At 62.6% G+C, this 12738-nt stretch carries 12 protein-coding genes; 5 read left to right on the top strand and 7 right to left on the bottom strand.

What is annotated here, in order from left to right; all coding sequences use genetic code 11:
- The first annotated feature begins 259 nt into the window (after positions 1–259).
- Positions 260–1165 carry a LysR family transcriptional regulator gene (locus QCL51_RS10230; RefSeq protein WP_021782048.1) on the top strand — a complete coding sequence of 302 codons (906 nt, stop codon included), beginning with the start codon at positions 260–262 and terminating at the stop codon, positions 1163–1165.
- Between the two features lie 59 nt (positions 1166–1224).
- Here the strand turns inward: QCL51_RS10230 and QCL51_RS10225 are convergent, their stop codons facing one another.
- Positions 1225–2103: a DMT family transporter gene (locus QCL51_RS10225; protein ID WP_010954509.1), complete on the bottom strand. Its 879-nt coding sequence runs from the start codon at positions 2101–2103 to the stop codon at positions 1225–1227.
- Positions 2104–2346: 243 nt separating this feature from the next.
- On the opposite strand from QCL51_RS10225, the gene QCL51_RS10220 reads away from it, so the two are divergent.
- The gene (locus tag QCL51_RS10220) at positions 2347–3171 is read left to right on the top strand and encodes an aldo/keto reductase (RefSeq protein WP_338444813.1); all 825 of its coding nucleotides are present in this window, start codon (positions 2347–2349) and stop codon (positions 3169–3171) included.
- Positions 3172–3188: 17 nt separating this feature from the next.
- Here QCL51_RS10220 and QCL51_RS10215 read toward each other — a convergent pair whose 3' ends face one another.
- The 5 genes from QCL51_RS10215 to QCL51_RS10195 all read right to left on the bottom strand — a co-directional run bounded on the left by QCL51_RS10215 (position 3189) and on the right by QCL51_RS10195 (position 8470).
- Positions 3189–5285 carry an EAL domain-containing protein gene (locus tag QCL51_RS10215; protein ID WP_338444812.1) on the bottom strand — a complete coding sequence of 699 codons (2097 nt, stop codon included), beginning with the start codon at positions 5283–5285 and terminating at the stop codon, positions 3189–3191.
- Positions 5286–5447: 162 nt separating this feature from the next.
- Positions 5448–5942 (bottom strand): GNAT family N-acetyltransferase, encoded by a 495-nt coding sequence (locus QCL51_RS10210; RefSeq protein WP_021782051.1) that lies wholly within the window; start codon positions 5940–5942, stop codon positions 5448–5450.
- A gap of 115 nt (positions 5943–6057) precedes the next feature.
- On the bottom strand, positions 6058–6993 hold the full coding sequence (catA, locus tag QCL51_RS10205; protein ID WP_338444811.1) for a catechol 1,2-dioxygenase: 936 nt from the start codon (positions 6991–6993) through the stop codon (positions 6058–6060).
- Between the two features lie 43 nt (positions 6994–7036).
- The gene (gene catC, locus QCL51_RS10200) at positions 7037–7327 is read right to left on the bottom strand and encodes a muconolactone Delta-isomerase (protein ID WP_338444810.1); all 291 of its coding nucleotides are present in this window, start codon (positions 7325–7327) and stop codon (positions 7037–7039) included.
- A 21-nt stretch (positions 7328–7348) separates the two neighbouring features.
- Positions 7349–8470 carry a muconate cycloisomerase family protein gene (locus QCL51_RS10195; RefSeq protein WP_103469777.1) on the bottom strand — a complete coding sequence of 374 codons (1122 nt, stop codon included), beginning with the start codon at positions 8468–8470 and terminating at the stop codon, positions 7349–7351.
- A 135-nt stretch (positions 8471–8605) separates the two neighbouring features.
- Here QCL51_RS10195 and catR point away from each other — a divergent pair, with 135 nt between their 5' ends.
- The 3 genes from catR to QCL51_RS10180 all read left to right on the top strand — a co-directional run bounded on the left by catR (position 8606) and on the right by QCL51_RS10180 (position 11792).
- Positions 8606–9478 (top strand): HTH-type transcriptional regulator CatR, encoded by an 873-nt coding sequence (gene catR / locus QCL51_RS10190; RefSeq protein WP_003256113.1) that lies wholly within the window; start codon positions 8606–8608, stop codon positions 9476–9478.
- 246 nt (positions 9479–9724) lie between these two features.
- Positions 9725–10492, top strand: a complete 768-nt coding sequence (locus QCL51_RS10185; RefSeq protein ID WP_103444253.1) for an SDR family NAD(P)-dependent oxidoreductase — start codon at positions 9725–9727, stop codon at positions 10490–10492.
- A 28-nt stretch (positions 10493–10520) separates the two neighbouring features.
- Complete coding sequence (locus tag QCL51_RS10180) at positions 10521–11792, top strand: D-arabinono-1,4-lactone oxidase (RefSeq protein WP_017148266.1); 1272 nt, start codon at positions 10521–10523, stop codon at positions 11790–11792.
- A 46-nt stretch (positions 11793–11838) separates the two neighbouring features.
- On the opposite strand, the gene QCL51_RS10175 is transcribed toward QCL51_RS10180, so the two are convergent.
- Positions 11839–12636, bottom strand: coding sequence for a helix-turn-helix transcriptional regulator (locus QCL51_RS10175; protein ID WP_064493064.1), 798 nt, complete (start codon positions 12634–12636; stop codon positions 11839–11841).
- Positions 12637–12738 lie beyond the last annotated feature (102 nt).

Genomic DNA, 12738 nt, shown 5'->3' with positions numbered 1-12738 from the left:
GCCACGGTCTTGCACACAGGTGCTGACGCGCTGCCCGGTCGCGGAATTCGCGGGGCCACGGGAAAGACTAGTCGAGCTTGGGCAGAGTTCTAATAGAGTGGCTGTTGGAGCCTGATAGGCTGGCTCTGTCAGGCACTGGCCTGTATCGGCCGCATCGCGATCAAGCCCGCGACCAGGCCGGCACATCCATACAAGGCACAAGGCCCGGCACCCTGCTTAAATACACAGCCATACCCTTTGCCCCGGACGCCGAGCCCTCATGAACCGCAACGACCTGCGCCGCGTCGACATGAACCTGCTGGTGCTGTTCGAAGCCCTGATGATCGAACGCAACCTGACCCGCGTCGGCGAAAAGCTGTTTATCACCCAATCCACCGTCAGCGCCGCCCTCGCCCGCCTGCGCGAGCTGTTCGACGACCCACTGCTGATTCGCAACGGCCGGGCCATGGAACCCACCCCACGGGCCCTGCAGATCTTTGCCGAACTTGGCCCGGCCATGGACGTGATTTCCGCCGCCATCAGTCGCGCCCGCGAGTTCGACCCGGCCAACAGCTGCAACGTGTTCCGCCTGGGGCTTTCTGACGATGCCGAGTTCGGCCTGTTTCCGGCCCTGCTGCAGGCCCTGCGCGAAGAGGCCCCGGAGATCAGCGTGGTAGTGCGGCGGGCCAACTTTCTGCTGATGCCCGGCCTGCTGGCCAGCGGCGAGATCTCGGTAGGCGTGAGCTATACCACCGACCTGCCGGCCACCGCCAAACGCCGCAAACTACGCGACATCGGCGTACGGGTGCTGCGCGCCGACGACCGCCCAGGGCCGCTGACCCTCGACGAATACTGCGCCCGCCCGCATGTGATGGTGTCGTTCTCCGGTGACATGAGCGGCAACATCGACCTCGATCTGGCCCGCATCGGTCGTTGCCGCAAGGTGGTGCTGGCGGTGCCGCAGTTCGGTAGCCTGCGTGCCCTGCTGCGCAACACCGAGCTGATCGCCACCGTGCCGGACTATGCCGCTTGTGCCCTCGCCGACGACGGCAGCCTGCGCGCCGACCCGGCGCCGTTCGACATCACCGAGGCCGAGCTGTCGATGGTCTGGAGCGGCGCCCAGGACAACGACCCCGCCGAGCGCTGGCTGCGCGACCGCATCCTGCAGTTCATGGCCACGCAGTGATGCCCTCTTCGCAGCGCAACGCTGCGCCTAACGGTCGTACAGCCTGAAGCACGCGGCTGCTATTTGCCGCGCTGCATCCACGCTGCACCGAGCCCGCTGAGGCAGATCACCAAAATCCCCACCAGGCTCAGGGTATCCGGCACCTGGCTGTACACCACGAAGCCGAGCAACCCGGCAAACACGATCTGGCAATAACTGAACGGCGCCAGCAACGCTGGCGCTGCATGGCGGAAGGCCTGGGTCAACAGCAGGTGCGCAGTCATGCCAAAGCCGCCCAGTGCCAGCATCAACAGAGCATGGTCCCAGCGCGGCACTTCCCAGAAGAACGGCACCAGCGCACTCATCGCCAAGGTGTTGCACAACCCTGCATAGAAGTTGCTGGTGGTCGGGCTGTCATGCGCCGCCAGAATGCGCGTCAGCAACTGATAGAAGCAGAAGCCCAATGCCGAACCGAACGGATACAGAATGGCCGGGGTAAACATCGCCCCACCCGGGTGCACCACTACCAGCACGCCAATAAAGCCCATCACCACCGCCACCCACTGCCCCACTGTCACTCGCTCTTTCAGCAGCGGCGCCGACAGCGCGGTGACCAGCACCGGGGCAAGGAAGTTGACGGCCGTGGCCTCCGCCAGTGGCAGGTACTGCAAGCCGGTCGTGAACAGCAGGCTGGTGCTCAGCAGGCTCAGGGCCCGCAAGGTCTGCAATACCGGCCGGCGGGTGCGCAACACGTTGAGCCCAGACTTGGGCAGGAAGATGCCGGCCATCAGCAACGTGTGCACCACATAACGCGCCCACACCACCATGACTATCGGGTACAGGCCACCCAGGAATTTGGACAAGGCATCGTGGCTGGCGAACAGGAACGTCGCCACCACCACCAACGCGATGCCGCGCAGGGGTTGGTTGACGCCGGACAGCGGTGTGCTGGAACTCATGGCTCTCTCGATGACGGCGCGGCAGCAAGCCGCGCCCGGGGAAGGATGCGCAGGCATTGCCCGGCGGATGTAACAGCTGGGATTCTAGAAGAGATGCCGCAGAATAAGGAAGTTCATTTGCCGCTTGCCCCGGCCAAGTGCAATTTCTGTTCGCTGATCGACCACTTTCCACCTGGCATGCATGGCCCGTGCACGGTTGATCGCTGACCATCGACCGACCCCTGCACCCGACAAGGAATTTACATGCAAAGGCTCACCACCCGCACCGGCCTGGACCTGCCCGCCATCGGCCTGGGCACCTGGCCAATGACCGGCAGTGAATGCACCCAGGCCGTGCGCCAGGCACTGGACGTGGGTTACCGACACATCGACACCGCCACCGCCTACGAAAACGAAGCGGCCGTTGGCCAGGCACTGCGCGACAGCGACGTGCCACGCGAGCAGATTCACCTGACCACCAAGGTCTGGTGGGACCGTCTGGAGCCCAAAGCCATGCGTCAGTCGCTGGAAGACAGCCTGCGCGCGCTGGGTACCGAACAGGTTGACCTGTTCCACATCCACTGGCCAGGCACAGACTGGGACCTGGCCCGCAGCATCGACACCCTGGTAGCCCTGCGTGACGAAGGCAAGGCGCGCCACATCGGCGTGGCCAACTTCCCATTGGGGTTATTGCGCCAGGTGGTGGAAACCCTGGGCGCGCCGTTGTCGGCGATTCAGGTGGAATACCATGTTCTGCTCAGCCAGCAACCTCTACTCGACTTCGCCCGCAGCCATGATTTGTTGCTCACCGCCTATACCCCGCTGGCACGCGGCCAGGCAGCGGCGCAGCCGGTGATCCAGGCGATTGCCCGCAAGCATGGCGTGCTGCCCAGCCAGGTAGCGCTGAAATGGCTGCTGGATCAGGACGGCGTGGCGGCGACCCCCAAAGCCAGCAGCCGCGAGAACCAGCTGGCCAACCTGGCCGCATTGACCGTACAGCTGGATGACGAAGACCGCGCAGCCATTGCCGGGCTGCCGAAAGACCAGCGCGTGGTCAGCCCGCCGTTTGCGCCGGACTGGAACAGCTGAGGCCGCCGCGCAAGTCACTATTCTTGCGTGATGACCTGCTTCAACCGCTCGCTCGCCGGTGCCGGCCGCCCGTAAAAGTAGCCCTGGAAGTGCGAACAGCCTTCCGCCGCGAGCCGGCGCATCTGCTCCTCCGACTCCACGCCTTCGGCCGTGGTCTTGATCATCAGGCTGTTGGACAGCTCGGTAATGGCGCGAATGATCGACATGGCCTCGCGGCTGTCGCACATGTCATGCACGAACGACTTGTCGATCTTGATCCGGTCGAAGGGGAACGAGCGCAGGTAGCCCAGCGATGAGTAGCCCGTACCAAAGTCATCCAGTGAAATGGACACGCCCAGGTCTTTCAGGGCGCGCAAGGTGCGCACGTTTTCCTCGCTGTTGCCCAGCAGCACCGATTCGGTAATTTCCAGCTCCAGTCGCTGCGGCGGCAGGCCAGAGTCGGCCAGCGCGAGGGCGACGGTATGCACCAGATCGCCGTTCTTGAACTGCACCGCCGACAGGTTGACCGACACCGTCTGCTCACCGTCCCAGCTGGCCGCCTCCTGGCAGGCCAGATTCAGCGCACGGTTGCCCAGCTCGTGGATCAACCCGGTTTCTTCTGCAATGGGGATGAAATCCATCGGCATGACCATGCCACGGGTCGGGTGTTCCCAGCGCAGCAGCGCCTCATAACCGGTAACGCTGCTGGTCTGATGATCGACTACCGGCTGGTAGTGCAGCTGCAACTGCCCCAGGTGCAGCGCTGTGCGCAGGTCGGTTTCCATCAGACGGCGCTGGCGGGCGGCAACGTCCAGTTCGACATCGAAGCATTCATAACGGTTACGGCCGTTACGCTTGGCCTGATACAGCGCCATGTCGGCATAGCCCAACAGCTGCTCCGCCTGGTCATTGTCATCAGGCGCGATGGCGATGCCGATGCTCACCCCCACCGCGAACTGATGCCCTTCGATCTGGAACGGCGGGCTGATGGCCTTGATCAGGCGTTGCGCGGTATTACATGCGGCATCCCGCCCCTCCAGGCCCGTCAGCACCACGGCAAACTCATCGCCACCCAGGCGGGCCAAGGTGTCGTGCTCACGCAGTTCGCGACGCAGACGCTTGCCCAACTCGCGTAGCAGCTTGTCACCGAAAGCATGGCCAAGGGAGTCGTTGATGTTTTTGAAGTTGTCCAGATCCAGGCACAGGGCAGCGGTCAGCTTGGCGTTTTCGCTGCCGCGCAACAGGGCCTGGCGTAACCGTTCGTGGAACAGCGTGCGGTTGGGCAGCCCGGTGAGCGCGTCATGGTGCGCCATGTGGTGGATCTGCGCATGGGCGGCCAGCTCTTCGGTGGCGTCTTCTGCCACGAACAACACGTAATCGGCCTGCCCCTCGCGGCTCTGGCTGAGCAGGGTACGGCTGCGCAGGGTGCGTGGACCACGGGCAGTGTCGACGCGGGTTTCGGCGGCGTGCCCCTTGGTACTGCGGGCACCACGCACGAATTGCTGCTCCAGGTAGTCACCGGCAGCCGGTGCCAGGCATTCCTTGGGCAACTGGCCGATCATGCTGCGCTGCGGCCCACCGAACAGGCGTTCGGCCTGCTGGTTGGCCAACAGGATGCGCTGGCTTTCCAGGTCCTGGACGATGACGCTCGCGGGAATGTTGGCAATGACCGAATCGAGGAACTGCGACAGCTTGGCCATCTCCTGGCTGTACTGCTCGGCCAGCTCTTTGGCCTGCAGCAGTTCGAGCTCCTGGCGGTGGCGTTCGGAAATGTCGCGGGTGACCTTGGCGAAACCCACCAGTTGCCCGGCATCGTCGTACACCGCTTCGATGACCACATGGGCGTGGAAGGCCGTACCGTCCTTGCGCAGGCGTGCGCCCGTTTCTTCAAAGCGTCCGGTGCTGCGCGCCTGCTCCAGGTTAAATGTCGGCAACCCGGCTGCGCGCTCGGCATCGGTGTAGAACACAGAGTAGTGCTGGCCGACGATTTCTTCGGCATGGTACCCCTTGGCGCGCTGGGCCCCGGGGTTCCAGTTGGCGACGATACCTTCAGGGGTAAGCAGGTAGATGGCATAATCCACCACGCTCTGGATCAATAGCCGGTACATGATGTCGGGGTTTGCTGCGAGCGACATGAACTTTACCTGAACTTTCGAAACGCATGAAAAGGGACCCCGGCAAGCGGCGGCCGGGTCTTGGAAAGCGATAATGGCATTATGCTTCCAATGAAAATTTTGTGAAGCAACTCACAAAAATGACGCTTCTCGTTATCAGGCCGAACGAAAGCGCACGCCCCCTCAATGGCGGGTGCCAGTCACCAGAAAATTGAGCAAGTCCGGCTCATCCCCCAAAGCGATAGCCTGCGCCGGCCGCGGCAGGCTCGCCAGCACTGCATTGCAGAAAGCCACGGCGGCCAGATCCTGTGCGTAGCAGCGCAGCAGCCAGTCGCCCTTGCCCCCCAGCAACTGCAACGCCACCGCCTGGCCGATGCCCTGGCGACGGTACTTCTTCAAGATGAACAGGTCGGCAAGCTCCTGCGCATCGATGCCAGGCAGTTCGCTGCGCTCGACCAGCACGAAGCCGGCGATGAACCCGTCTGCCAGCACCAGAAACGCGCCCCAGCCGTCGTCCTGCCAGTAACGTTGCAGGTGCTGCTCGTGGATGTAGAAGCGGCCATCCGCCTCGACGTCTTCCTGCTCCCAGTCGGAGGACTCGTAGCAATAGAACTGGTAGAGATTGCGGATCAGTGGAGCCTGGTCGATGGTGGTTGGCAGCAGCGCGAGGGGGAGCATGGTGTGGGGCCTGAGCAAAAGGACGATTCTAGATCACCAGGCCCTTGCAGCAAAAAGCCCGGGACCTCCCCGCACGGAAAGCCCCAGGCAAAATCACAGTGACACAACCTCGGGCTCAGCCCTCCTGCAACGCCCGCGGCCGATGGCTTCGCTCTTCGGCGTCAGGCGACTGGGCACCCTGCAAGCGGAAGTCGAACGACAGCTCGGCAAAGCGCTCGCCTTGCACGCCGCGGTCGCGCGCCGCCGCGGCATCCTCGACAAAACGCAGTTCGCCGATCAGCCCGTCACGGGTGGCATAGGCAAAGTCGTCCCACAGGTACTTGTCGCCTGCAAAGTTGATCTGCGTGGTCAGGTGGCGGTGCCCTGGAGCCGAGAGGAAGAAGTGCACGTGCGCCGGGCGCTGGCCGTGGCGGCCAAGCAGGTCCAGGCATTCCTGGGTTGGGCCTTGCGGGTCGCAGCCATACCCCGATGGCACGATCGAGCGCGCGCGGTAACGGCCCTCGGCATCGGTGATGATACGCCGGCGCAGGTTGAACTCGGACTGGGTCGAATCGAAGTACGAATAGGTGCCCTGGGTGTTGGCGTGCCACAGGTCGACGGTGGCACCGGCCAACGGCTTGCCGTTGGCATCGAACACCTGGCCCTGAAGGAACATCACCACGCCTGGGTCAGTGCCGTCGTCCATGCGCACTTCGCCCTGGGCCAGCGGCGCCCCGGCAACGTACAACGGGCCTTCGATGGTCCGCGGGGTGCCGCCGCCAAGGCCGGCTTCGGCATCCTTGGCATCCTGCAGCAGGTCGAGGAAGTGCTCGATGCCCAGGCCAGCAGCCAGCAGGCCCGCCTCATTACGGCCGCCCAGGCGGTTGAGGTAGTCGACGGCGTGCCAGAACTCGTCCTCGGTGATTTCCAGGTCTTCGATCAGCCGAGCGGTGTCCTGCAGCACGCGCAGAATGATCTGCTTGAAGCGCGGTTTTCCTTCGGCATGGTCCAGGCCAGCCACCTGGTTGAAGAAGGCTTGAATGTCGGCAGTGTGGGAAATTTTCACGGTCATCGTGCTTACCTCGTATTGTTCTTGTCAGGCATACAGGTGCGAATCAGCGATCGTCGCTGTGAATAGACGAGGGATGCCGACACAGGCCGTCGACCTCGATGTCCATGTACGGAAACAGCGGCAGCTGCATCAATGTGTCATGCAACGCCTCGACGCTGGGCACATCGAACACGCTGTAGTTGGCGTAATGCCCGGCAATGCGCCACAGGTGGCGCCAGGTGCCTTCACACTGCAGGCGCTGGGCCAGTTCCTTTTCATCAGCCTTGAGCTGGGCGGCCTTGGCCGGGTCCATGTCGACCGGCAGCTTCACGGTCATCTTTACGTGGAACAACATGGTTATCTCCTTGCTTGCTGATCAGCGACGGGCGAAACGCGCCAGGCGCTGTTCGTCCAAAGTCAGGCCAAGGCCTTGGGTATAGGGGATGTGCAGCTGGAAGTCGCGGTACTGCGGCGGCTCGTTGACAATTTCCTCGGTCAGCAGCAGCGGCCCGAACAGCTCCGTACCCCAGGTGAGCTGGCGCAGGGTGAGGAATGCATGGGCCGACGCCAGGGTGCCGATCGAACCTTCGAGCATGGTGCCGCCGTACAAGGCGATGCCGGCGGCTTCGGCGATCTGCGCAGTGCGCAGCACGGCGCGCGGGCCGCCATTCTTGGCGATTTTCAGGGCGAAGATGCTGGCGGCGCCGTCGGCGGCCAGGCTGAAGGCGTCCTCGACACTTTCGATTGACTCATCGGCCATGATCGGTGCCGGGCTGCGCTGGTTCAGGCGCACCTGGCCACCGCGGTTGATGCGCGAAATCGGCTGCTCGATCAGGTCGATGCCATTGTCGCCCAATACTTGGCAGGCGCGGATGGCCTGGGACTCGTCCCAGTACTGATTGACGTCGACCCGCACGCTGGCGCTGTCACCCAGCTCGCGCTTGATCGCGATCACATGCTTGAGGTCCTGCTCCACCGGGTTGGCGCCGATTTTCAGCTTGAACACGCGGTGCCGGCGAATTTCCAGCATGTGCTGTGCTTCGGCGATGTCGCGGGCGGTGTCGCCGCTGGCCAGGGTCCAGGCCACCTCCAGGCTGTCACGCACGCGGCCCCCCAGCAGTTCGCTGACCGGCAGACCCAGGCGTTTGCCGTGGGCGTCGAGCAAGGCGCTTTCGATGCCAGACTTGGCGAAGGTATTGCCCTTGGCCAGCTTGTCCAGCTTGAGCATGGCGGCATTGATGTTGTCTGCTGGCAGGCCGATCAGCGCCGGGGCGAGGTACGTGTCGATATTGGCCTTGATGCCTTCGGGGCTTTCGTAGCCATAAGCCAGACCACCGATGGTGGTGGCTTCGCCGATGCCTTCCACGCCATCGCTGCAGCGCAGGCGCAATACCACCAGGGTCTGCTGCTGCATGGTGTGCATCGCCAGCTTGTGCGGGCGAATGGTCGGCAGGTCGACGATAATTGCCTCTATGTGTTCAATCAGCGCGCTTGTCATTGTTGCCAGGTCCCGTCAGGTCGGGCTTTCAGTTGCAGGCCCGAGTGATGCGTTTACTTGATTGTTGAAGGATTGCGCGAGACCCTGACGACCGTCCAATATCAAATGAATCTCCCACCATACCCTGGAGGTCTGATGGAGCTGCGCCACCTGCGTTACTTCAAAGTCTTGGCCGAGACCTTGAACTTCACCCGCGCCGCCGAGCTGCTGCACATCGCCCAGCCACCACTGAGCCGGCAGATCAGCCAACTGGAGGACCAGCTCGGCACCCTGCTGGTGGTACGCGAACGTCCGCTGCGGCTGACCGAAGCCGGCCGCTTCTTCTACGAGCAGACCTGCACCGTGCTGCAGCAGTTGCAGAACATCAGCGACAACACCCGCCGCATCGGCCAGGGTCAGCGCCAGTGGCTGGGCATCGGCTTTGCGCCCTCTACCCTGTACACCGTGCTGCCGGAACTGATCCGCGAGCTGCGCCAGGACAGCGAGCTGGAACTGGGCCTGAACGAGATGACCACCTTGCAACAGGTGGAGGCGCTGAAAAGCGGGCGTATCGACATTGGCTTCGGGCGCATTCGCATCGACGACCCGGTGATTCACCAGCAGGTGCTGTGCGAGGACCCGCTGGTGGCCGTGCTGCCCAAGGGCCACCCCCTGGCGGGCAGCCCGCTCAGTCTGGCCCAGCTGGCTGGCGAAGCGTTCATCCTCTACCCGGCCAATCCCCGGCCCAGCTATGCCGACCACGTGCTGGCGCTGTTCGCCCACCACGGCATGAGCATTCGTGTCAGCCAGTGGGCCAACGAACTGCAGACCGCCATCGGCCTGGTAGCGGTTGGCGTCGGTGTGACCCTGGTGCCAGCATCGGTACAGCAGCAGCACCGTCCCGATATCGAGTATGTCGGCCTGCTTGATAGCGGCGCCGTCAGCCCCATCATCCTCAGCCGGCGCAAGGGTGATGTAAGCCCGATCGTGAAGCGGTGCCTGGCGTTGATCGAGCAACAGGCAATATGAACACACCATGCACCTTGTGGGGAGCGGGCGCGCCGGCGAACACGGGCAAAGCCCGTGCTATGCACCGGTTCTCCTGCTTCGCGGGCAGGCCCCACAGGGACTCTATAGCCCTGCCCCATTGCCTATGCGTGCCCCGTATACCCATCGGTATATGGATGTTCCCGATGATCTGTTTCATGCTCCGGCACGCGAATCGCGAAACGCCCGGGCTCAAGACAGTCAATCAAAAATCATCGGGAGTCGAACATGGCTGGACGTCTTAACGGCAAGGTGGCGCTGATCACTGGCGGTGCGGGTGGCTGCGGGCTAGCCGCATCGGAGCTGTTCGCGGTAGAAGGGGCAAGGGTAGGCATTGTCGACCTGCCCGGCAGCAAGGGCGCCGAAGTTGCAAGGCGATTGCGTGATGCAGGTTACCAGGCCATCTTCGCCGCCGCCGATGTCTCGGACGCACAACAAGTGAAGGCCGCGGTGGCGGCCGTAGAAGAGGCCTTCGGCCACATCACCGTGCTGATGAACCACGCGGGCATCCTGTCGGCCATGCCCTTCCTGGAAACCAGTGAAGAAGAATGGGACCGGATCATGGCCGTGAACGTGAAGAGCATGTTCCTGGTCACCGGCGCGGTGTTGCCGGGCATGCTCGCGGCCGGCGGCGGCAGTATCGTCTGCACTTCATCCATCTCGGCAGTGGTGGGCACGCCGATGGAGGTGCTGTATTGCACCAGCAAGGGTGCCACCCATATGTTCGCCCGGGCTATCGCTGTGGAGTTTCGCGACCGAGGCATTCGCGCCAATGCCATCTGCCCGGGCTTCATCGCCACCGCCCACGGCCTGCGCGAGATCGATATGTTGCGCAAACATGGCGTGGACGTCAGCGAACAGGCCATCGCTGCCGCCCAGGGGCGCTTGTGCCAACCCTCGGAAGTCGCCAGCGCAGCCTTGTTCCTGGCCAGTGACGACGCCAGTTTCGTAAACGGTGCGCACCTGTTTGCCGACAATGGCTACACCGCCCTCTGATTACAAGAACAACCGGCAGGAGAACGATGTGAGCACCTCTTCCAACAACATGCATATCAACGAATTCGGCCTTGAACACGCGCACTGGCGCAACTGGGCCGGTAACCAGTCCTGCATCCGTACAGCACGCGGGGCACCGGCCAGCGAGGACGAACTGTGCTCAATGGTCAGCCAGGCCAGCAGCAATGGCATGAACGTGCGCGTGGCCGGCTCGGGGCATTCCTTCACCCCAGTGGCACTGACCAATGGCCTGCACCTGACCCTGGCCAACATGAGCGGCGTACGCCATATCGACCACGAGAGGAAGCGCGTCACCGCTGCCGCCGGCACCACCATCAATGCCTTGGGCAAGACATTGCGTGCCGCCGGGTTATCAATGGTCAACCAGGGCGACATCGACAGCCAGTCGATTGCAGGCGCATTGACTACCGGTACCCACGGCACCGGTCTGACCCTCGGCAACCTGGCCTCGTCGATTGTCGGCATGAAGCTGGTGCAACCCAATGGCGAAATACTCGTGGTCGACGAAAGCACCCCTGACCTGCTACAAGCGGGTCGGGTGTCGCTGGGCGTACTGGGCATTGTTTCCGAACTGACCTTGCAGGTGACCGACAGCTTCAACCTGCACGAGCGCATCTGGCGCGAAGACTTCGAAAGCGTGATGGAAAAGCACGACGAACTGGCACGCAAACACCGCCACTTCAGCTTCTTCTGGTGCCCCTACGAGCAAAGCCGGCATTGCTATTGCCTACCCGATACCGCCGCCACCTCTACAAGCGGGCGCACCACCGATGTCTGCGAAGTGAAGGTCATGGACATCACCGGCCACCCGATCTGGGAAAGCGAGTTCGAGAAAGTGGCCTACAGCTCGGATGTGTACCCGATCGAGTACCTGCCCAACTTTCACGAGCTGGAATACGCTGTGCCGTTGCGCCACAGCAAGGAAGCGTTGCGGGCCGTGCGCAAGCTGATGCTGGAGGACTTCCCCAAGGCCATCTACCCCATCGAGTACCGCTTTACTGCCGGTGACGGGGCGTGGATGAGCCCATTCTTCGAGCAGGACAGCGTGACCATTTCAGTGTCCGGCCAGCCGGGTACCGACTACTGGGACTATCTGCGGGCGGTGGATCAGATCCTGCGTTCCTATGGCGCCAGACCGCACTGGGGCAAGCTGCATTTCCTGACGGGTGAAGATGTGAGTGCAATATACCCGCGTGCCGAGGACTTCCGTAAGCTGCGCCGCCAGCTCGATCCGCAAGGGATCTACCTCAGCGAGCACCTGAGTCCGCTGTTCAGGTGACCTGTACCTGATACAGCAAGGGGCTGCTTTGCAGCCCCTTGCTGTATCAGCCCTTGGCCAGATAATCGATAAACAGGCGAAACAGTTCGGCGTTGGATGAAATTTCCAGGCGCTGATAGATGTTGTGCTTGTGCACCTTTACCGTCCCATCGGAAATATTCAGCTGCCGCGCAATCGACGCATTGCTGTGCCCCTGTAACAACAACTTGGCGATAAGGCGCTGCGTTTCAGTCAGTTGCCCTTGCAAGATCTCTACGAAGGCGTCCTCCAGCACCACCCCCTCTGGTGCTGCGCGCAGGATATCAGCGTAACGCAATCGACAGTGCTGACCAAAAACCGAAGCCAGCAGCGGCGACATTGCAGCCAACAGGTCCATTTCTCCTGCACCGAAATCCCCGCTGCCGTGGTTGCGCATCAGCGAATAGACGATCGCCAACCGGGGCCGAAGGGGAATGATGAAGCCCACCTCATCCACCGCCGTCCCATAGTCGGACGACACGCAGGGGTGGATGTCCTTGGAAATGGCAAACCCTGAAGAGAAGAAGCAGTCAGGTGCCAGTTCGCTCATGCGCCATAGCCCGGCTGGGTGCTCGTTGACGCAAGCAACGTAGAACGGGTCAAGCAGGTAGCCGCCGCGCACGTAGGCGTTCAACGTACGCTCCGTGACCGTACGGTTGTACCCGTTATGCACCAGCAGTGCTGGTTGATTGAACTGGAACAGGTAGGCGCAACTCATGTCGAACGTCAGCTTGCTGCGCAGCCACGCATCCAGCGCCGGTCCCAGCTGTTCGCTGCCGATCGCCTCGATCACCGCTGCCAACTCGTTTGCCTCATCTTTTGTCATTGTTCACCACACGCTCATGCACCGAAGGCCTGCATGACCTTACCGCCTTGATCGGTTAAAAACACAAAATCCGGAGCGCCCAGGACGCTCCGGATTATGCGC

The organism is Pseudomonas sp. LTR0 (genome assembly GCF_036630035.1).
GTDB lineage: Bacteria > Pseudomonadota > Gammaproteobacteria > Pseudomonadales > Pseudomonadaceae > Aquipseudomonas > Aquipseudomonas putida_Y.
The sequence above is the reverse complement of the archived record's forward strand: the minus strand, read 5'-3'. Positions and strand labels throughout refer to the sequence as shown.

Coding starts and splice junctions, on each gene's coding strand:
- QCL51_RS10230 (WP_021782048.1), top strand. CDS start 260: ATGAACCGCAACGACCTGCGCCGCGTCGACATGAACCTGCTGGTGCTG.
- QCL51_RS10225 (WP_010954509.1), bottom strand. CDS start 2,103: ATGAGTTCCAGCACACCGCTGTCCGGCGTCAACCAACCCCTGCGCGGC.
- QCL51_RS10220 (WP_338444813.1), top strand. CDS start 2,347: ATGCAAAGGCTCACCACCCGCACCGGCCTGGACCTGCCCGCCATCGGC.
- QCL51_RS10215 (WP_338444812.1), bottom strand. CDS start 5,285: ATGTCGCTCGCAGCAAACCCCGACATCATGTACCGGCTATTGATCCAG.
- QCL51_RS10210 (WP_021782051.1), bottom strand. CDS start 5,942: ATGCTCCCCCTCGCGCTGCTGCCAACCACCATCGACCAGGCTCCACTG.
- catA (WP_338444811.1), bottom strand. CDS start 6,993: ATGACCGTGAAAATTTCCCACACTGCCGACATTCAAGCCTTCTTCAAC.
- catC (WP_338444810.1), bottom strand. CDS start 7,327: ATGTTGTTCCACGTAAAGATGACCGTGAAGCTGCCGGTCGACATGGAC.
- QCL51_RS10195 (WP_103469777.1), bottom strand. CDS start 8,470: ATGACAAGCGCGCTGATTGAACACATAGAGGCAATTATCGTCGACCTG.
- catR (WP_003256113.1), top strand. CDS start 8,606: ATGGAGCTGCGCCACCTGCGTTACTTCAAAGTCTTGGCCGAGACCTTG.
- QCL51_RS10185 (WP_103444253.1), top strand. CDS start 9,725: ATGGCTGGACGTCTTAACGGCAAGGTGGCGCTGATCACTGGCGGTGCG.
- QCL51_RS10175 (WP_064493064.1), bottom strand. CDS start 12,636: ATGACAAAAGATGAGGCAAACGAGTTGGCAGCGGTGATCGAGGCGATC.